Source organism: Ruegeria sp. HKCCD4315 (assembly GCF_013112245.1).
Taxonomy (GTDB): domain Bacteria; phylum Pseudomonadota; class Alphaproteobacteria; order Rhodobacterales; family Rhodobacteraceae; genus Ruegeria.
Genome location: NZ_WVRN01000002.1, coordinates 741558 through 761758, shown reverse-complemented (window position 1 = coordinate 761758; position 20201 = coordinate 741558). Strand labels below are relative to the sequence as shown.

Sequence of the window (20201 nt, the reverse complement as noted above, 5' to 3'; positions counted from 1 at the left end):
ACATGAGTGCGCTGGATACGAATATTGAAAAACTAACGGGATTCCTGGCCCGGTTCAGGGAAGCCGGTATCCGCAATCGTATCGCTGGCGAAGACCGGGACGGGTCCGAAGGAGTGTTCCAATCCACTTCGCCCGTCGACAAATCTGTGATTTGCAATGTTGCTCATGGCACCGCAGCAGACATCGACGCCGCCGCCGAGGCCGCCCATGCCGCCTTTGCTGAATGGCGCGACATGTCTGCCACCGAACGCCGCCGCATCTTGTTGCGCGTTGCTGATGCCATCGAAGCGCGGGCCGAGGAAATCGCGCTGTGTGAATGCTGGGACACGGGCCAGACGCTGCGCTTCATGTCCAAGGCTGCGTTGCGGGGTGCTGAGAACTTCAGGTATTTTGCAGATCAAGTGGTTCAGGCGCGCGACGGGCAACACTTGAAATCCCCGACGCTGATGAACGTGACCACGCGCGTTCCAATTGGACCAGTTGGGGTGATTACCCCATGGAACACACCGTTCATGCTGTCGACCTGGAAAATCGCCCCTGCATTGGCTGCGGGCTGCACGGTGGTACATAAGCCCGCAGAGGATTCTCCCCTGACGGCCCGCCTGCTGGTGGAAATCGCCGAAGAGGCCGGGTTGCCCAAAGGCGTGCTGAACACGGTCAATGGGTTTGGCCCCGATGCAGGCAAAGCCCTGTGCGAACATAAACTGATCAAGGCGATTGCTTTTGTCGGCGAAAGCCGCACTGGCAGCCTTATCGTCAAACAGGGCGCGGACACGCATAAGCGCAACCATCTGGAGCTGGGTGGAAAAAACCCTGTGATCGTTTTTGATGACGCCGATCTGGATCGTGCGCTGGATGCGGTGATTTTCATGATCTATTCGATCAACGGCGAGCGTTGCACCTCATCCTCGCGGTTACTGGTGCAAGATACGATCAAGGATGAGTTCGAGGCAAAGCTGGTCGAGCGTGTGAACAACATCAAGGTGGGCCACCCGCTGGACCCCACGACCGAGATTGGACCACTGGTGACCGAGGAGCACTACAACAAAGTCACCAGCTACTTCGACATCGCCAAAAAGGACGGTGCAACCGTCGCTGCCGGCGGGGTCAAGGTGGGCGACGAAGGCTACTTTATCCGTCCGACCTTGTTCACCGATGCCACCAACCAGATGCGCATCGCACGCGAGGAGATCTTTGGCCCTGTTCTGACCTCGATCCCCTTTGCAACCGAGGGCGAGGCGCTTCAGATTGCCAACGACACGCCCTATGGTTTGACGGGCTATGTCTGGACCAACGACCTGACCCGTGCCTTACGCTTTACAGACAAGCTGGAGGCTGGGATGATTTGGGTGAATTCAGAAAACGTGCGTCACCTGCCTACGCCCTTTGGCGGGGTCAAAGCGTCTGGAATCGGGCGAGACGGCGGGGATTGGAGCTTTGAGTTCTATATGGAACAAAAGCACATCGGTTTTGCCACCGGTCAGCACAAGATCATGCAATTGGGGAAGTAAGCCCTTCAGGTGATCCCAAAACGGGGCCACCGGCACGCATCAGGAGGAACCGTCATGGGAAAGATCGTACAGGCCGCGAAAATAACGCATGTGCCCAGCATCTGGATGTCCCACACGATGCCGAAATACAAAGGTATCCGGCAATCTGCCATTGATGGGTATGCCCGCCTGCGTCAGGACGCGATAGACCGCGAAGTCGAGACGTTCATTGTGTTCGATACCCATTGGATCACCAATCAGGGCTTTCACCTGAACACGAAAGAGCACCATAAGGGTCGATTCATCAGTCACGAACTTCCGCATATGTTAGCGGATATGGAGTTTGACTATCGCGGCGATCATGAGTTGGGGAAAACGATCCTTGATGTTCTGCGCGAGCGTGGAGAGCGCGCGCTCGGCCATTCGCACCCAGATATGGGTATGGAATACGGGACCCTGTTGCCCATGCATTTCATCAACGAAGGGGTGAATGCGCGGGTCTTGCCCGTGGCTGTTAATCAATTCTCTTCAATTGCGGAAAACCGGGTTTGGGGTGAGGCCATTGCCGAAGGCATCCGGCGTTCTGACCGCAATGTGTCTGTTCTGGCATCAGGGTCTCTCAGCCATGATTTCACCCCGAATGAACGATCGGTCGAAGGGTTGAACGCGGTGAATGGTGAGTTCAATCGCCAGATGGATATGCGGGTGTTGGAATTGTGGGAGCAGGGCCGTTTTGAAGAGTTCCTTGAAATGCTGCCCGACTATGCCAAAAAATGCACCGGAGAGTGTGCAATGAACGACACCGCCCTGCTATTCGGAGCGCTGGGCTGGGGCAGCTACAAGGGTAAGATTGACATCTATACCCCATACTTTGGCAGCTCTGGCACGGGTCAGGCAAATGTCAGCTTTTCGGTCTGACATCAGGCATCAGGGATTGCTTCATTAGATCAAAACGTATCGGTTTGTTAAGACCGCTTATCTCGCAGGGTCGCTCGGGATGAGTTTTCTGCGACAACAAAAGGCTAACGCATGGATTGGGACACGTTTTCGCATTGGGGCCAGCACATTTCAAAATGGGCGGCCGATTACCATAAGACACTTGCGGAACGCCCTGTGCGCGCGCAGACCGCACCGGGGGAAATCGCAGCCCAGCTTGTGGCAACCCCACCCGATGCGGGTGAACCGATGGATGCCATCATGGCTGATTTTGAACGGATCGTGATGCCAGGCATCACCCATTGGCAACACCCACGATTCTTTGCGTATTTTCCGGCCAATGCCGCGCCCCCGTCGATGCTGGCCGAGATGCTGGTCACGACAATCGCGGCGCAATGCATGTTGTGGCAAACCTCGCCTGCCGCGACCGAGGTCGAAGGCGTCATGGTCGACTGGTTGCGGCAGGCCCTCGGGCTGCCCGAAGGTAGGACCGGAGTTATTCAGGACAGCGCCTCATCCGCCACTTTGTCGGCGGTTCTGACGATGCGGGAACGGGCCACGGGCTTTACCAGCAACCGCGAAGGATTGAACACCAAGGGCGCGCTGCGAATTTATTGTTCCGATCAAGTGCATTCGTCCATCGACAGGGCTTGCTGGGTCGCGGGGATTGGACAGGACAATCTGGTCAAGCTGCCCACGCAGGGGACCAGCTTTTCAATTGACGCCTCCGAGCTTGAAGCTGCCATTCAACGCGATCTAGCCGCCGGTCATGTCCCTGCTGGTATCATTGCCATCACGGGCGGAACCGGTGTTGGGGCCTGTGATGACTTGGTGGCGGTTGCAGATAGCGCGCAAAAACACGACCTTTACACCCATCTCGACGCAGCCTGGGCCGGATCGGCCATGATCTGCCCTGAATTTCGCGAAGCCCTGTGGCAGGGTGCCGACCGCTATGACAGCATTGTTTTCAACCCGCATAAATGGATGGGCGCGCAATTTGATTGCGCTATCCAGTTCTTACGGGACGCCGCGCCGCAGCTCAACACGCTAAAGATCGAGCCGGAATACCTCAAGACAACCGGAGCAGAGGTGACGAATTACTCGGAGTGGACGATCCCACTGGGGCGCAGGTTCCGGGCGTTGAAGATCTGGTTTCTATTGCGCTCATACGGATTGGAAGGACTGCGCGAACGCATCCGCAATCATGTGACTTGGGCGCAGGAGCTCGCTGATCGGATCGGAGCGATGGAGGGGTTCGAGATCACGACCGGCCCGATTCTAAGCCTGTTTTCGTTCCGGTGTTCGGGAGACGATGCAATGCAGCAGCGGTTGGTCGATGCGTTGAACGATGATGGCCGGATCTATCTTACCCAAGGCATGTTCGACGGCCGCAAGATCATCCGCTTTCAGGTCGGGCAATTCGATACAACCCGAGATGACGTGCTGATTGCAGCCGACGTGATCCGGGACGTGTGGGAGACACTTGAATGAAGTTTGCAACTTTCTTAGCGGGTGAGGAACGGTTTTTCGGAGCAATCACTGACGACGGTGCGATAGCACTGAACCAAGCGTTCCCCGATCACGACAACCTTTACGAGGTGATTGCCGCGGGGGCGTTCGAGCAACTTGCAAAAGCCGCTGAGGGCAAAGCCGTCACGCATACCGACTTCACCTATGACATGGTGATGCCAGATGCGCGCCGCATCCTGTGTGTCGGCGTAAACTTCCCTGACCGGAATGCCGAATACAAAGATGGCAGCGAACAGCCGAAATACATGTCGCTGTTCCCGCGCTTTGCCAGCGGGTTCACCGGTCATGACCGCCCTCTGGTCCGCCCACCGGAAAACCACACTCTGGACTATGAAGGCGAAGTGGCCATCGTAATTGGCAAGGCTGGTCGGCGCATTTCAAAGGACGATGCATACAATCACATTGCCGCGCTGACCTTGTGCAATGAAGGCACCATTCGCGACTGGGTGCGGCACGCAAAGTTCAATGTCACGCAAGGTAAGAACTGGGACAATTCGGGGGCCATTGGTCCATGGCTGGTGCCGTTCACGGACGCGGCCCAACTGGATGATGCCCGCATCCAGACCCGCGTGAACGGTGAGCTTCGACAGGACGATACTCTGAACCGCATGATGTTCCCGATCCGGCGCGAGATTGAATACATCTCGACCTTCATGACGCTTCAGCCGGGCGACATCATTGTAACGGGTACACCAACCGGGGCAGGGGCACGGTTCGACCCGCCGAAGTACCTGGTGCCCGGAGATGTTGTCGAGGTGTCCGTCGAAGGTATCGGAATCCTGCGCAACACTGTCGAGGATGAAGAGGTATGACGCCCGAAGACCACGCCCGAGCCGCCGCCGAACTGTTGCAAGCCGAACGCAGGCGCGAACAGATCGGCCTGCTTAGCCTGCGGCACCCCGAGATGGGTATGGATGACGCTTATGAGATTCAGAACGCCATCTATCGCCAGAAACTGGCCGAAGGGCGCAAGGTGATCGGGTGGAAGATTGGGCTGACTTCGAAGGCGATGCAATATGCCTTGAACATCGACATTCCCGACAGTGGAATTTTGTTTGATGACATGGCGTTTGACAATGGCGCGACCGTTCCGGCAGGCCGTTTCATTCAGCCCCGGATTGAGGCCGAGATCGCCTTTGTTATGAAGTCCGCCGTTGGTGGCGAAAACGTATCTCGCGACGACATCATCGCTGCCACGGATTACGTCGCCCCTGCACTGGAAATTCTGGACACTCGCATACAAAGAGTGGATTCCGAGACCGGCAAGGCGCGCACTGTCTTTGACACGATCAGCGACAACGCCGCCAATGCAGGCATCGTTTTGGGTGCCGAACGCCACGCAGTTGATGCCTTTGATCTGCGTTGGGTTGGGGCGCTTACCTTCCGTAATGGTGAGATCGAAGAAACCGGTCTGGGTGCTGGTGTGTTGAATGACCCTATTGAAAGCGTGGTTTGGTTGGCGCGTCGCATGGCGCAATATGGTCAGAGCATCGAACCGGGGCAGACTATTTTGTCCGGCAGTTTCATCCGCCCCGTCGAATGCCCCTCGGGCACCAAAATTCACGCGGATTTCGGGCCGTTTGGCTCGGTCGATATCAATTTCGCCTGAAAGGAATACCAATGCCTGCGCCACAAAATGCATTCAAGGCTGCGTTAAAGGCCGGCTCTCCGCAGATCGGATGCTGGGTTGGTTTGGCCAATGCCTATGCGGTCGAGATCGCTGCCACAGCGCAGTTCGATTGGTTGCTGGTTGATGGCGAACACGCGCCTAACGATCTGCAATCGATCCTCGAACAGGTGCGCGTGATTGAGGGGTCCGGCAGTGTGCCGGTTGCACGCTTGCCGATCGGCGAAACCTGGATGATCAAGCAGTATCTGGACGCCGGTGTTCAGAATATTCTGGTGCCGATGGTCGAAAGCGGCGATCAGGCGCGCGAACTGGTGCGGGCCGTTCAGTATCCACCGCATGGTGTTCGAGGTGTTGGATCATCGTTGGCGCGGGCGTCACGCTTTGCTGCGATCCCGGACTATTTGAAAACCGCCGACGAACAGATTTGCCTGCTTGTGCAGGTCGAGAACAACAATGGCATGGACGCGCTGGATGATATTCTGGCGACTGATGTGGACGGGGTGTTCATCGGACCCGCCGACCTGGCCGCCGATATGGGTCATCTGGGGGATGCGAACCACCCTGAGGTGGTTGCAGCAGTGCTGGATGCAATCCATCGGATCGTGACGGCAGGCAAGGCCGCCGGGATTTTGACACTGGACCTGAATCTTCAACGCAAGTGCCTGGATATTGGCGCAACTTTCGTGGCCACCAGCATCGACGTGACCTTGTTTGCCAAAGCAATCCGGTCTGCCGCTGTCGCGGGTCTGAGCCTGCTGCCTGATCAGACCGCAACAGGCATTGCGCAAACGAGCGCGGCCTCAAAATACCTGCAGCAGCTCTGCAAACATTGGTCGCACAAGGCCGAGATCTCCTTCGATGGAACACAGGGCAGCGTATCTTTCCCTGATGGCGATCGGGTGACATTGAAAGCAGATGCAACCGCTTTGACGGTGACCGCCACAACCGGCCCGCGAGGCGATCTGCGTCGTTGGCAACAGGTGATCGAGACGCATTTGATCCGCTTTGCGTTTCGAGAAGACCTGAGCATCGACTGGACAGCTTGATGTTTTTGATGCGGTAACCCTAAATGCTGATGTGAGGCGTGGGTTAGATCAAAAGGGTCGATGCTGAAGGTTGTTGTCCATCAAGGGTTTCACAAAACCGGAACCAGAACCCTGCAAACGATGCTGTACAGGAACCGTTTCCGGTTAAAGAACCGAGTCATTGTTTTGGTGCCACGGAATTTGAAAGACGCTGGTGTTGCCGCGCGCCGTTTTTCAGTAGTACCGGCAGAAAGAGCGCTTGAAAAATTCCGGAAGGAATTGCGTCAGGCTCTGCCGTCGTTGGATGGCCACTCTGAATTGCCGTTGCTGATCAGCAGCGAAGAGTTTGCAGGCATGATCCCGGGGCGCAAGGGTGTGTGGTCCTATGGCCAAACGCACATCCTTGCTGAAGTTATCTGGGAGGAAATCAACAGACTCATAGACAACAAGGCGCGGATCACATTCTTTTACACGAGCAGAGATACCGCTGATTGGATCAAAAGCGTGTATTGGCAGAACATTCGCGGAAACAGAATTCAAGAAGACCTGTGCGAATACACCGAACTGCTGAACCCGGGCGCGGACCTCGATGGCGTTGTGGCTCGGGTCGCAGATCAGATGTCCTCACGCGCGGACGTTATCTCTTTGAACACCTTGGGTTTAAGCGATCGTCTGTTTCCTGTCACCAAGTTGCTTTCGATTTTGAATGTACGGTCGGACGATCTGAAGCCCGTCAACAACCTGAATGTTCAGCCAGTTGGGGCAGCAGAACACTTTCTTGATCTGAACCGATCAAACATGTCGGACGAGGATGTTGTGGTCGCAAAACAAGCCTACCTGAAGAGGTTCAAAGCTTCGACATAGCGTATTGTGGGCCGTGCCGTGCGGCTACAGCTTTTGCACGCCATGCACTGTCAGCGTGCTGACCAGATCGGCATAGTCTTCGCGGGCTTTGGGGCCCGCGCCGGTATTCCACATATAATACCAGTTCAGCATCCCGAAGACCGACATCGTGGCACCGCGCAACTTGTCTTTGGCATTGTCGAAAGCGTCGGGAGACAACTCTTTGAGGATGTCGCGTACAAAATTCACCAAATCAAGCTGATAGCCCCGCAGAAGTTTCTGCTGATCGTCCGTCAGCGCGCTCATGCCGCTGATTTGTACACGGTGTTCGTCATCCGCTCCCTGATAGGCAAACAGGATTTCGCGCACCGCCTTGCGCAGCTTCTGCTCAGGGTTCAAACCGCTCAGATCCACGTTGCAGATCCGATCCCTTAACTCGCGCAGATAGGTTTCAAGGATGTCATACAGGATGGCATCCTTGCTGTCGTAGTAGTGATAAATGTTGGCCTTCGAGATCCCGCATTCCTTGGCGAGCAAAGTCATCGACGCGCGATCAAATCCCTGATCGGCAAACACTTTGGCCGCCGTTTTCAGGATCTGTTCCCGCTTTTGGTCGTGGTCTTTGGCGATTGTTCGGGCCACGGTTTATTCCTTATCGCGATTGTCGACGACGCGCTTCGCCTTGCCCTGAGAGCGTTCGACGTCGCCGGGGTCACCTACAACAATTTCCGTTGAAACGCCAACGACGTCCTTGATCCGCTTGGTCAGCATGCGGGCCGCCGCGGTTTTGGAGAGTTCGTCGGTAGAATCGATTGAGGATTCAACAAAGACCCGCATCGCGTCCATGCGGCCCGACTTATACAATTCGATCTGATAATACGGGGCAAGACCCCCCGTCGCCATGACCTGTTCTTCGATCTGGCTGGGGAAAACGTTGACGCCGCGCAGGATCATCATGTCGTCGCTGCGACCTGTGATCTTTGCCATCCGGCGCATGGAACGTGCTGTTCCCGGCAGCAGGCACGTTAGATCGCGCGTGCGGTACCGGATCATCGGCAACCCTTCCTTTGTCAGGGTTGTGAACACCAATTCGCCGGTTTCGCCGTCGGGCAAAACCTCACCAGACACGGGGTCGATGATTTCCGGCAGGAAATGATCTTCCCAGATCACAGGACCGTCTTTGGTTTCAACGCATTCATTGGCCACCCCGGGACCCATGATCTCGGACAGGCCATAGATATCGACCGCATGCATATCAAACGCGGCTTCGACTTCGGCTCGCATGGCGTCTGTCCAGGGTTCAGCACCAAACACCCCAACCTTCAACGAGCTTTCACGGGGGTCGAGACCGGCCTTGTGGAACTGCTCAAGGATATTGAGCATATAGGACGGTGTCACCATGATCCCGTCGGGCCGGAAGTCGTTGATCAGGTTAACCTGCTTTTCGGTTTGCCCCCCGGACATGGGAACAACGGTCGCGCCAAGGCGTTCAATTCCATAATGTGCACCCAGCCCACCGGTGAACAGCCCATAACCATAAGCATTGTGGACCATGTCGCCTTTGCGTAGGCCCGAAGCGCGCAGAGAGCGCGCGCCCAAATCCGCCCAGTTGTCGATGTCATTCTTGGTGTAACCCACCACGGTCGGTTTGCCCGTCGTGCCCGAGGACGCGTGCAGACGGATGATCTCGCTGCGCGGAACTGCGAACAAACCAAACGGGTAATTGTCACGCAGATCGTTTTTGTATGTGAACGGAAACTTCGAAAGGTCGGACAGTTGCTGTAGATCGTCGGGATGCACACCGGCTTCGTCAAACCGCTGTTTGTACATCGCAACGTTTTCGTATGCGTGGCGTACGGACCACTTGAGCCGTTCAAGCTGTGTGGCGCGAATTTCGTCGATTGAGGCGATCTCGATCGGGTCCAGATCCGCTTTGTTTGGGGATAGGTCTTCCATCGCGTCACTCCTCCAGTCGCGAAGCTATTCTTGAAAATTCTGACCGCCCACCGCGCGTGACATGCCGCGAAACTCAGCGATCAGAATGTTGTCTTGGTTTGTGACGCGAACGTCATAAATACCGCTGCGTCCGGACACAGTGACCTCTTTCGCGGTGGCTGTCAGACGGTCGCCTTTGCTTCCGGGGGCGAGGAAGCTGATCATTGTGTGTTGCGCGACGGTTGCCTTGTTTCGGCTATTGCAGGCAAAGGCGAAGGCGCTGTCGGCCAGAGCGTGGGTGACGCCCCCATGGCATGTGCCATGACCATTGCAGTGATGGCTGGCGACGGTCAGTGCCAGAACTGCGTGGCCTTCGTCAATCTCAACAAGCTCCATGCCAAACCATTTGCTTGCCTCGTCATTTGCCCACATTGCAGCGGCGGATTTTTCGGCGCGTTCTTTTGGGGTCATCCTCAACGTCCCTGAAAATGCGGTGCGCGTTTTTCGAGGAAGCTGGATACGCCTTCTGAGTAGTCTGCGCTTTCCCCGCAAGTTTTCATTGCGTCAGCTTCAATTTCAAGCTGATCTGATAGGGATGTGGTGGCCGCGGCTTGAATGCATTGTTTAGTCAAGCCCAGCCCGAGCGTGGGGCCGTTGGCCAATTGCGCGGCAAGCGTGCGCGCCTCGCTCATCAGTTGATCGTCGGGCAGTGCTTTCCAGATCAGTCCCCAATCCTCTGCCTGTTTGGCTGAAAGAGGTTGAGCGGTTAGCGCCAACCCCTTAGCGCGTGCCTCACCCAACAGGCGCGGCAAGTGCCAACTGCCACCCGTATCCGGTATCAGGCCGACCTTGGAAAAGCTCTGAATGAATTTGGCATTTTCCCCGGCCAGAACCATGTCACAGGCCAACGCCAGATTCGCACCTGCACCTGCGGCGACCCCGTTTACGGCGCAGATGACCGGGAACTCCAGGGACCGGATCAACCGGACCAGAGGAGCGTAAAACGTTCGTACCGTTTTGCTCAGATCCGGAGGGCCATCCATTTTGGATGGATCGCGATCGCCCAGGTCTTGACCTGCGCAGAACCCGCGCCCGGCACCGGTCAGCAATATCGCGCGGGCCCCGTTGTCGCGCGCGGTCTTCAACGCGTCTTGCAGGGCGACGTGCATGTCTTCATTGAACGCGTTCAACTTGTCTGGGCGGTTCAGGGTAATTTCAACCCAGTTCCCGTGGTCTTGTGCAAGTATCGTATCGCTCATGACTGTCTCTTCTGGCCTCATTTCAACTTAATCATTGCATTAACCGAACGGTTGGTCAATATATAAACCAGTACCGAATCTGGGCCGATCAAAAAGGGTTGTCGATGTTGCAGTCGTCGCTGGTGAGCGTTGAATTCAAGGGTGACGTGGCTTGGGTCACGGTCAACAACCCGCCAGTGAACGCGACCTCTACCGCAGTGCGGCGGGGGCTGTCCGACGCAGTTGATGCGGTTCAAGGTGCGCGCGTGGCGGTGTTGTGTTGCGCTGGCAGGACCTTCATCGCTGGTGGTGACATGTCCGAGTTTGATGTGCCGCCGATTGAGCCGCATTTACCGGATGTTGTTCAGAAGATCGAAGACAGCAAAGTGCCGTTTGTCGCCTGTATGCACGGCAATGTGCTGGGCGGTGGGTTCGAAATTGCCATGGCCTGCGCGTGGCGGATCGCAGCACCGGACACCGGTTTTGGTTTGCCCGAGGTCAATGTGGGGTTGATCCCCGGGGCAGGGGGCACCCAACGTTTGCCGCGTCTTGTGGGGATGCAGGCAGCAATCGACATGGCGTGTTCCGGGAAGATTCAGAAAGCTGATGCATTGGCGGCACTCGGGGGCGTTGATCTGGTCGCCGACGACCTATTGGATGCAGTTTCGGAATTTGTTGCCAACTTGCCCGAACGTCCACTGCCTGTCAGTCAGCGCACTGTACCGGACTTTGCGCCCGATCTGTTTGAAACAAGCCGTCTGGCGTTGCAGAAACGCGCGAAAGGGCAACAATCTCCGCTGGAAAACCTGAGCGCTCTCGGCTGGTCCGTTGAGCCATTCGCTAAGGGGCAACCGAAAGAACGCGCCCGCCATCTGGCCCTGCGCCAAAGCGCTGAAAGCCGGGCGTTGCGCCACGCATTCTTTGCCGAACGCACCGTGTCCAGACCTGCGTTGATCAAGGGCGCTACTGCGCGCGACATCACCCGGATCGCGGTTGTGGGCGGCGGGCTGATGGGCGCAGGCATTGCTACGGCCGCCCTGAATGGTGGATTGTCGGTCACTGTGATCGAGCAAAACGCCGAGGCCGCATTGGCGGCGAAGGGGCGGGTTGAATCTCTGCTTCAAGGCGCTGTTAAACGGGGCAGGATGTCCGAGGCGCAGCTGCGAGACCACCTGTCCAAATTCAAGGCTGCCCATAGCTATGCCGCAGCTGCGGATGCCGAGTTGGCTATCGAAGCCGTGTTCGAAAGCTTGCCCGTAAAGCAGGCGGTGTTTGCGGAACTGGCTAGATACATGAACCACGATGCCATCCTGGCCACGAATACATCCTACCTGAACCCGGTGAATATTTTTGCAGGTGTTGAAAACCAAACCCGCTGCATTGGTCTGCATTTCTTCAGTCCAGCTCATGTCATGAAGTTGCTGGAAATAGTGCACATGCCGCAGACATCCCCAGACACCGTCGCCACTGGCTTTGCGTTGGGTAAGAAGCTGCGAAAAGTTTCGGTTCTGTCCGGCATTTGCGATGGCTTTATCGGCAATCGCATGTTGGCCGCCTATCGGCGACAAGCCGACTATTTGCTGGCCGATGGGGCGCTGCCCTATCAGGTGGATGCGGCGATGCGGGCGTTTGGGATGCCCATGGGACCTTATGAGCTGCAGGATCTGACTGGTCTTCAGATCGCCTGGGCCAACCGGCAGCGCAATGCCGCAACTCGCGACCCAAACGAACGCTATGTGCCCATCCCTGATCAACTGTGTGAGATGGAGCGTTTTGGTCAGCGTGCGGGCAAGGGTTGGTATCGTTACGCGGATGGCGACCGCACACCGACCCGAGACCCTGAAGTTGAGGCTTTGATCGAAACCTATTCAGCCGAACAGGGCATCACCCGCCGGACTTTCACAGAACAGGATATTTCATCCCGTATTCTGGCGGTTCTGGCTAACGAGGGTGCCCTGATCATCCAAGAGGGTATCGCAGAGAACGCAGACGCTGTCGATATGGTACAAATCCATGGATACGGTTTCCCGCGTTGGCGTGGAGGGCCAATGCACTACAGCAACAAGATCGGTATCGAAGTATCTCACGCAATGATGCTGACAGTTGCAAACGAAAACCCTGGGTCGTGGCGCATCGCGGACCGTGAAGGGAACCATTAACATGTTGATGGTTACAAAAGCGACCATTAACGCATTCTTGACTCATGTTTCACTGGGAGGAGACAGAACCATGAAATTCACCAAGATAAGCACATTATTGGCGTCGGCCGCGTTGGCCGTTTCGGGCACAGTGGCACTGGCTGCGGATTATACGCTGACCATTTCAAGCTGGGCGCCGCCGACCCATGGCATCAATGCCAAGATGTGGCCGAAATTCGTCGAGATGGTTGAAGAGGCAACCGACGGTAAGGTCACGGCAGAACTCAAGCTGGGCATTGCGCCGCCACCGGCGCAGATGGACTTGATCATGGATGGTGCAGCTGATGCGTCGATCATCTTCCATGGTTACCAGCCGGGTCGCTTTGTCACCACCAAGATGATCGAACTGCCCGGATATGAGGGTTCGGCCGAGGACGCCTCGGTCGCTTATTGGCGCACCTATGACAAGTTCCTCAAAGAGGCAGACGAACATCGCGGTGTGAAGGTGATCGCTCTGCACACGCATGGCCCTGCCCAGTTACATTCCAGCAGTCCTGTGACCTCTCTGGATGAGGTCTCGGGTCTCAAAGTGCGTATCCCGGGTGGCGTTGGCGGGGACGTCGGCACGGCTCTGGGTGCGACCGGCATTCAGGTGCCTGCGCCGAAAGTCTATGAAACCCTGGCCTCGAAAGCTGCGGATGGGGTTGTGATGCCCTTTGAATCCCGCAAGGGCTTCAAGCTGACCGAAGTGGCGCAGAATGTTTACGAAGTTCCAGGTGGTCTTTATCGCGGATCGTTTGCCTTCATCATGAACGAAGACACTTTTGCCGATCTGCCCACCGATCTGCAGGCTGCTTTGGAAGAGAACGTCTTTGGTGAACCGCTGAGCCGTGAGATTGGCAAGATCTGGGACGAGATCGACGCTATCGGTCGCGAAGCAACCGAAACCACCGAGGGCAACGCGATCAACGCGGCCTCTGTTGAAGATCTTGAGAAATTCAACACCATTGCCGTCGATGTGCGCGCCAAGGTCATTGACGAAGTCAACGGCGCGGGTATCGACGCTCAGGCCGCTTATGACATGATCGTAAATGAAATGGCTTCGCAGTAATGCAGCCCGGCTGGCGGGTGTGACCCGCCAGCCATTTTCACCCGCTGGGGACCAATCATGTACTCACTCGTGACCTTTGCGCGACGCATCAGTGTCGTTCCGACGATGCTGGCCTGCGTGGCGCTATTCATCCTGATGGTGATGACCTTCTTCGACGTCATCCTGCGCTCTGTCTTCAACGCGCCAATCGAGGCTGCAACCGAGCTGACGCGGATTCTGATGGCGATCCTTGTCTTTTCGGTCCTACCGATAATCTCGGCCGGACGCGGACAGATCGCTGTGGACCTGACAGATGGAATTTTCGCACGTTTGCGGCTAAGCCGAGCGCGTGACGCGATTGTATTTCTGGTATCCGGTATCATGCTGATCTGGCCAATTCAGCGCGTGTGGGTGCTGGCAGAGCGGGCGCGGGATTACGGCGATGTCACCGAATACTTGTCGATCCCTGTCTTCTATGTGGGCTGGTTCATCGCCGCCTTCACCGCGATCACTGCTTTCGCGATGATCATCACCGGGATTTTGCACATTTTTGCCCCCCAAGCCTTGTCGGAGCACTCCTGATGACTGCCGCTTTGATCGGTTTTGCCCTTGTCCTTGTTCTGGTGCTGCTGCGCCTGCCCATAGTCTTTGCGATGGGCCTGGTCGGGACGCTTGGCTTTGCATACGAACGCGGTGGCAGCATCCTGTCCGAACGTGGGTTGAAGGCTGCGATGTCCATGGTTGGCCGCCAGATAACCGACACGGCCCAGGATTATGGGCTGTCTGTTGTGCCGCTGTTCATCCTGATGGGCCTGTTCGTCAACAAGGGTGGCCTTGCGCGTGAACTTTATGCGGTGTCGAATGCCTTCCTGGGCCATTTCCGCGGCGGCATCGCCATGGCAACGGTTGCGGCCTGTGGTGGGTTTTCTGCCATTTGTGGCTCGTCGCTGGCCACAGCGGCAACGATGTCCAAAGTCGCAATGCCGGAAATGCGCCGCTACGGTTACTCGGATGAGTTGTCGACGGCGTCGATTGCGGCGGGTGGAACACTGGGCATTCTGATCCCGCCATCGGTCATTCTGGTGATCTATGGCCTTTTGACCGAAACCTCGATTGGCAAGCTGTTCGTTGCGGGCATCATCCCCGGTGTGTTGGGCATCCTGTTCTATCTGCTGGCGGTGCGTTGGACCGTTTGGCGCAGGCCCGACGCCGGACCAGCAGGAGAGCGGCATGGCTGGGGCGAACGCCTTTCGGCGCTGCGCTCGGTCTGGGCCGTGCTGCTGCTGTTCTTCCTTGTGATCGGCGGGTTGTACGGGGTGTTTGACTTCTATCCGCTGAACCTGACCTTCAGCCCGACCGAGGCAGCTGGCATGGGCGCAATGGGTGCCTTCCTGATTGCGTTGTCTCGGGGTGGGCTAACCCTTGGTTCCACCTTTGAAGTGTTGAAAGAGACCAGTTTCACTGCTGCGGCATTGTTCTCGGTTCTGATCGGGGCGCAGATCTTTTCGAACTTCATCAACTTGGCCGGTCTGCCCGAAGCTTTGATCGCATTGGTCACAGCCTATGAGGTGGAGCCGTTTGTGGTGATCCTGATGATTCTCGGGATCTACATCATTCTGGGCTGTGTCTTTGAATCACTGTCGATGCTGCTGCTGACAGTGCCGATCTTCTTCCCGCTGGTGACATCGCTGGGTTATGATCCGATCTGGTTCGGTATTGTGGTTGTCGTCGTGACTGAGATCAGCCTGATCACTCCCCCAGTCGGTTTGAACGTGTTCATTCTGAAGGGTGTGGTGGGGGATGTCTCGACCGGGACCATCTTCAAAGGCGTCACACCGTTTTGGGTGGCCGATATCTTTCGCCTGGCGCTGATCGTTCTTGTACCATGGCTGGTGCTGGTTCTGCCTGAACATATGGGGGCGATGGGACACTGATGTTCTCGCTGACCGCACTTCCAACCGGTTTTCACGCAGACCCTTATCCGGCCTATGCTGCGCTGCGCGAAAACACGCCCGTCTGCTTTCAAGCCGATGGGTCTGTCATCCTGTCGCGCTATGACGATCTGGATCTGGTGTATCGGGACACAAAACGTTTCATTTCGGACAAGAAGGCGGTTTTTGGGCCGAAATACGGGGTCGACAGCCCTTTATACGAACATCACACGACCAGTTTGGTGTTCAATGATCCGCCTTTGCACACCCGTGTTCGTAAGGTGATGGTCGGTGCGATGAACCCGCGCGCGCTGGCGCAGATGGAGCCTGGCCTGGTGCAGCTTGTCGACGGCTTGCTGGACCAGATGCAGGCCAAGGGCTCTGTTGAGTTGATCGAGGATTTTGCCGGGGCCATCCCGATTGAAATCATCGGCAACTTACTGGGCATTCCCCGATCCGAGCGCGGCCCACTGCGGGATTGGTCTCTGGCCATTTTGGGCGCTTTGGAGCCTCAGCTGACCCGGGAACAAGAAGACTGGGGCAATTGCGCGGTGTCTGACTTCAAGGCATTCCTGCGCCACATCATGGATGATCGTCGCGCCAATCCAGGTGACCCGTCAACGGACGTGCTGACACGATTGATGCAGGATGACACCGATGGCGGGTTGACCGAGGTCGAGCTGTACCAGAACTGCATTTTCATCCTGAATGCTGGGCATGAGACCACGACCAATCTGATCGGCAATGCGCTGGAGTTGCTGGACCGGCACCGTGACAAGCGTGCCGAGTTGCTGGCCGACCCAGAGCTTATAAACACCGCCGTGGACGAGTTTCTAAGATTGGAAAGCCCCAACCAATTCGGCAACCGTTTAACCGCCGAGGATGTCATCTTCCACGGCCAAACCATTCCCGCTGGAACAGATATCCATCTTTGCATCGGAGCCGCCAACCGCGACCCGCGACAGTTTGCGCAGCCTGATGAAGTGATGTTGGACCGGCGCCCCAATAAACACCACGCCTTTGCAGGTGGACCCCACACCTGCGTTGGCCTGACCTTGGCCCGTATGGAGGGCCGCGTGGCAGTCGGGCGGTTTCTGGCCCGCTTCCCGAATTTTTGCATCACCGATGGTGCTGAACGCGGTGGCCGTATCCGGTTTCGGGGTTTCGCGCGATTGCCCGCGCAGGTTTGAAGGGTACGGTTTGTGGTGTTGCTGTGCAAAAATAACGACCGACCGTACGGTTAAAGATATGACCTCACACGTTCGACTAGGTGATGTGAGGATCCAGACACTGATGAGGAGACGCTCATGACCATCCAACAGATATCCAGCTTTGTCGCCGGTGCATGGGTGCCGCCTGGTGCCGGGGCGCGCACTATTGCCAGCGCCGTAACGGGCGAGGTCATTGCAACCGCAGGCAACGCGGCACTGAATGTGCAAGGAATGCTGGACTATGCGCGCGACGTCGGCGGGCCGGCCCTACGCAAGATGACCTTTCATGAGCGGGCCAAAATGCTCAAGGCGGTGTCGTTGCATCTGGGCCAGCACAAGCAGGCGCTCTATGATCTGTCTTTCAACACAGGCGCGACGCAGTCGGACCATATGATCGACATCGACGGCGGCATTGGCACGATGTTTGTCTTTGCCTCGAAAGGACGCCGGGAAATGCCGGATGGTCATGTCTATCTGGACGGTGATGTTGAGCAACTATCGCGCAACGGGACGTTTTTGGGCCAACACATCTGCACCCCGTTGCACGGCGTGGCGGTTCACATAAATGCGTTTAACTTTCCGGTCTGGGGTATGTTGGAGAAACTGGCGCCAACTCTGTTGGCAGGTGTTCCTGCCATCGTTAAACCGGCGACGAATTCTTGCTACGTGACCGAGCTGTGTGTGCGGTTGATGTTGGAATCCGGTATTTTGCCCGCCGGGGCGCTTCAGTTGGTGTCGGGCGGTTTGGGCGACATGCTGGACCGTTTGACCCTGCAGGATGTGGTCAGCTTTACCGGCTCGGCAGATACGGCGTTGAAATTGCGATCCAACCCCGTGATCCTTGAAAACTCTGTACGGTTCGTCGCCGAACAGGACAGCCTGAACTGTTCGATTCTTGGCCCTGATGCCGTACCGGGTACACCCGAGTTTGACCTTTTCGTCAAAGAGGTCCAGCGCGAGATGACGGCGAAGGCTGGTCAGAAATGTACCGCAATCCGTCGGATCATCGCGCCAGAGGCGCAGGTGCAAGCCGTGATAGAGGCGTTGTCCGCACGGCTGGCCAAGACCGTTATCGGCGACCCAAGGCTAGAAACCACCCGCATGGGCGCATTGGTCTCGAATGGTCAGAAACGTGACGTTCTGGAAAAGGCGGCGATCATTGGCCAAGAGGCCGAGCGTGTCTTTGGCAACCCGGATGATTTTGAGGTCGATGGAGCAGATCCCGAAAAAGGGGCGTTCCTGCCGCCCATGCTTTACCATTGTGCCAACCCTGACGCGGCGCAGCGTGTGCACGATACCGAAGCTTTTGGTCCGGTCAGCACGGTCATGGGCTATCGCGATCTCGACCATGCGATTGAACTGGCAAACCGAGGACAGGGATCCTTGGTGGCGTCGGTCATCACGCATGATCCTGACGTGGCGCGTCAGGTCGCCATTGGGGCAGGGGCCTATCATGGGCGTTTGTACTTCAACAACCGTGACTCGATGAAAGAATCCACCGGTCACGGTTCACCTTTGCCTCATATGGTGCATGGTGGCCCCGGGCGCGCCGGCGGCGGCGAAGAGATGGGCGGCGTGCGTGGTGTTAAACACTATATGCAAAGGACAGCCATTCAGGGTTCACCTGATCTGTTGACCGCGATTGGAAAAAGATGGGTGCCCGGCGCGACCGAGGTCAAAGGCCCAGCCCACCCGTTCACGCGGCGGTTTCATGACCTTGCGATTGGCGAGACGATTCACACGGAACCCCGCACCATCACCATGGAAGACATTGAACACTTCGCCACTTTCACAGGAGATACCTTCTACGCCCACATGGATCAGGCCGCGGCGGAACGGAACCCATTCTTTCCGGGGCGCGTCGCCCATGGCTACTTGTTGCTGTCATTTGCCGCTGGATTGTTCGTCGAACCAAATGAAGGGCCGGTGCTGGCCAACACGGGCCTTGATGGGTTACGCTTTATGAAGCCGGTTGAAGCCGGTGACAGCATCAAAGTTCGCCTGACGGTCAAGGCCAAAACCAAACGCAATGATGAATATGGCGAAGTTCGTTGGCACGTCACGCTAACCCAGCAAGATGACGAACAGGTCGCAGAATATGAGCTGTTGACGATGGTTGCTTACTAGCTACTTGCATGCGTGCGATGGGCCGGATGGTAATTCCCTTCGGCCCGATTATACTTCGTGTATGAAAGACATCAGCCCTGATTGGTTCGAAACCTGTGTCAGTCAACTGACCAACACCGGCACACAGCGGGTGTGGTCAGTGCTGGTTACGATATTTGGAGATTTGGCGCCCAGCGGATCGGACCAGGTCAGCGGCAGCTTGATCACGGCGCTCACCAGTCTGGCCGGAATCAAGTCTGAGGCGACGCGTGTTGCACTACATCGGCTGCGGAAAGAAGGTTGGATCGAAAGTACGCGGGTGGGGCGCAACAGCGTGCACCGCTTGACGGATTTTGGTCGCAGCCAAAGTGCCGCCGCCGCGCCGCGTATTTATTCCCGTGAGACCGAAAAGCCCGACATCTGGCATGTGCTGATCGCCAGCAGTTCTGAAAGTTCCCGCAAAGAACTGTCAGATCTGATGCTCATTGGGGATTATATCTCTGTCAATGCCTCTATGGCCATGGCGCCGGGCCCGGTCCCTGATGGGCTGGAAGACCTTTTGGGGATTGAAAGCAGTGCCATATCAGTGCCCGATTGGATGCGGGATCTATGTGGACCTGAACCTCTGAAAGATGCTTACAGTCAGTTCTGGACCACACTTCAGTTCGTCGAACAGCATTTGCCGACCAAAGGGATGGGCGACCCCATGCAAACTGCCGTTCTGCGTGTTCTGATCGTTCATGGGTGGCGGCGGCTAATCCTGCGCCATCCCCCTTTGCCACCTGCCTTTCTGCCAGAAGACTGGAAAGGTGCGGAGTGCCGACAGTCCGTGGCGCAGCTGTTAGACAGGTTGCCTCGCCCGAGCCTTGCGTCACTGGAAGCCGTATTGGGGGATTGATTCCGAGCGGGACGTGAGTGTCGCGCGGTCAGCTTAATGTTGTTGGGATCACCGCCCTAATCGGCCCCAAATATCGCAACGATAAAGTTCTGATCTTTTATGTTACAAAAATGGTGAAAGAGATCAAATAAAGGTAACATAAAGCTTGCCTCGAATCGGTTGCTTTTATAAAAACCGACCAGACGGTTAATGAATACTGA

18 protein-coding genes are annotated in these 20201 nt (G+C 56.7%); 14 read left to right on the top strand and 4 right to left on the bottom strand.

What is annotated here, in order from left to right; genetic code table 11:
* Positions 1–2 precede the first annotated feature (2 nt).
* The 7 genes from hpaE to GS646_RS21220 all read left to right on the top strand — a co-directional run bounded on the left by hpaE (position 3) and on the right by GS646_RS21220 (position 7475).
* Complete coding sequence (gene hpaE / locus GS646_RS21250; protein ID WP_171187657.1) at positions 3–1511, top strand: 5-carboxymethyl-2-hydroxymuconate semialdehyde dehydrogenase; 1509 nt, start codon at positions 3–5, stop codon at positions 1509–1511.
* 54 nt (positions 1512–1565) lie between these two features.
* Positions 1566–2408 (top strand): 3,4-dihydroxyphenylacetate 2,3-dioxygenase, encoded by an 843-nt coding sequence (hpaD, locus tag GS646_RS21245; RefSeq protein ID WP_171648061.1) that lies wholly within the window; start codon positions 1566–1568, stop codon positions 2406–2408.
* Positions 2409–2519: 111 nt separating this feature from the next.
* On the top strand, positions 2520–3917 hold the full coding sequence (locus GS646_RS21240; protein ID WP_171648063.1) for a pyridoxal-dependent decarboxylase: 1398 nt from the start codon (positions 2520–2522) through the stop codon (positions 3915–3917).
* On the top strand, positions 3914–4768 hold the full coding sequence (locus tag GS646_RS21235; RefSeq protein ID WP_171187663.1) for a fumarylacetoacetate hydrolase family protein: 855 nt from the start codon (positions 3914–3916) through the stop codon (positions 4766–4768). Before GS646_RS21240 ends, GS646_RS21235 begins: the two co-directional genes overlap by 4 nt.
* A complete protein-coding gene (gene hpaH, locus GS646_RS21230; RefSeq protein ID WP_171187665.1) occupies positions 4765–5565 on the top strand; it encodes a 2-oxo-hept-4-ene-1,7-dioate hydratase in 801 nt (266 codons plus the stop codon). Before GS646_RS21235 ends, hpaH begins: the two co-directional genes overlap by 4 nt.
* A gap of 11 nt (positions 5566–5576) precedes the next feature.
* Complete coding sequence (locus GS646_RS21225; protein WP_171187667.1) at positions 5577–6632, top strand: aldolase/citrate lyase family protein; 1056 nt, start codon at positions 5577–5579, stop codon at positions 6630–6632.
* Between the two features lie 180 nt (positions 6633–6812).
* Positions 6813–7475, top strand: a complete 663-nt coding sequence (locus GS646_RS21220; RefSeq protein ID WP_171678532.1) for a hypothetical protein — start codon at positions 6813–6815, stop codon at positions 7473–7475.
* 24 nt (positions 7476–7499) lie between these two features.
* On the opposite strand, the gene GS646_RS21215 is transcribed toward GS646_RS21220, so the two are convergent.
* The 4 genes from GS646_RS21215 to paaG are packed head-to-tail and all read right to left on the bottom strand — an operon-like array spanning position 7500 to position 10648.
* Positions 7500–8096: a TetR family transcriptional regulator gene (locus tag GS646_RS21215; protein ID WP_171648067.1), complete on the bottom strand. Its 597-nt coding sequence runs from the start codon at positions 8094–8096 to the stop codon at positions 7500–7502.
* A gap of 3 nt (positions 8097–8099) precedes the next feature.
* Positions 8100–9410, bottom strand: a complete 1311-nt coding sequence (gene paaK / locus GS646_RS21210) for a phenylacetate--CoA ligase PaaK (RefSeq protein ID WP_171187673.1) — start codon at positions 9408–9410, stop codon at positions 8100–8102.
* Positions 9411–9434: 24 nt separating this feature from the next.
* A complete protein-coding gene (gene paaI / locus GS646_RS21205; RefSeq protein WP_171187675.1) occupies positions 9435–9860 on the bottom strand; it encodes a hydroxyphenylacetyl-CoA thioesterase PaaI in 426 nt (141 codons plus the stop codon).
* A gap of 2 nt (positions 9861–9862) precedes the next feature.
* The gene (paaG, locus tag GS646_RS21200) at positions 9863–10648 is read right to left on the bottom strand and encodes a 2-(1,2-epoxy-1,2-dihydrophenyl)acetyl-CoA isomerase PaaG (protein ID WP_171187677.1); all 786 of its coding nucleotides are present in this window, start codon (positions 10646–10648) and stop codon (positions 9863–9865) included.
* Between the two features lie 104 nt (positions 10649–10752).
* On the opposite strand from paaG, the gene GS646_RS21195 reads away from it, so the two are divergent.
* The 7 genes from GS646_RS21195 to GS646_RS21165 all read left to right on the top strand — a co-directional run bounded on the left by GS646_RS21195 (position 10753) and on the right by GS646_RS21165 (position 20001).
* Positions 10753–12786: an FAD-dependent oxidoreductase gene (locus GS646_RS21195; protein ID WP_171187679.1), complete on the top strand. Its 2034-nt coding sequence runs from the start codon at positions 10753–10755 to the stop codon at positions 12784–12786.
* Positions 12787–12856: 70 nt separating this feature from the next.
* Entirely contained in the window at positions 12857–13876 is a 1020-nt protein-coding gene (locus GS646_RS21190; RefSeq protein ID WP_171187681.1) for a TRAP transporter substrate-binding protein, read from the top strand.
* Between the two features lie 57 nt (positions 13877–13933).
* Positions 13934–14437 carry a TRAP transporter small permease gene (locus GS646_RS21185; protein ID WP_171648069.1) on the top strand — a complete coding sequence of 168 codons (504 nt, stop codon included), beginning with the start codon at positions 13934–13936 and terminating at the stop codon, positions 14435–14437.
* On the top strand, positions 14437–15789 hold the full coding sequence (locus GS646_RS21180; RefSeq protein ID WP_171095159.1) for a TRAP transporter large permease: 1353 nt from the start codon (positions 14437–14439) through the stop codon (positions 15787–15789). The genes GS646_RS21185 and GS646_RS21180 overlap by 1 nt, the downstream gene beginning before the upstream one ends.
* A complete protein-coding gene (locus GS646_RS21175) occupies positions 15789–16976 on the top strand; it encodes a cytochrome P450 (RefSeq protein WP_171187685.1) in 1188 nt (395 codons plus the stop codon). Before GS646_RS21180 ends, GS646_RS21175 begins: the two co-directional genes overlap by 1 nt.
* Positions 16977–17093: 117 nt before the next feature.
* Positions 17094–19124 (top strand): phenylacetic acid degradation bifunctional protein PaaZ, encoded by a 2031-nt coding sequence (gene paaZ / locus GS646_RS21170; protein ID WP_171187686.1) that lies wholly within the window; start codon positions 17094–17096, stop codon positions 19122–19124.
* Between the two features lie 61 nt (positions 19125–19185).
* Positions 19186–20001 carry a PaaX family transcriptional regulator C-terminal domain-containing protein gene (locus GS646_RS21165; RefSeq protein ID WP_171648071.1) on the top strand — a complete coding sequence of 272 codons (816 nt, stop codon included), beginning with the start codon at positions 19186–19188 and terminating at the stop codon, positions 19999–20001.
* Positions 20002–20201: the final 200 nt, after the last annotated feature.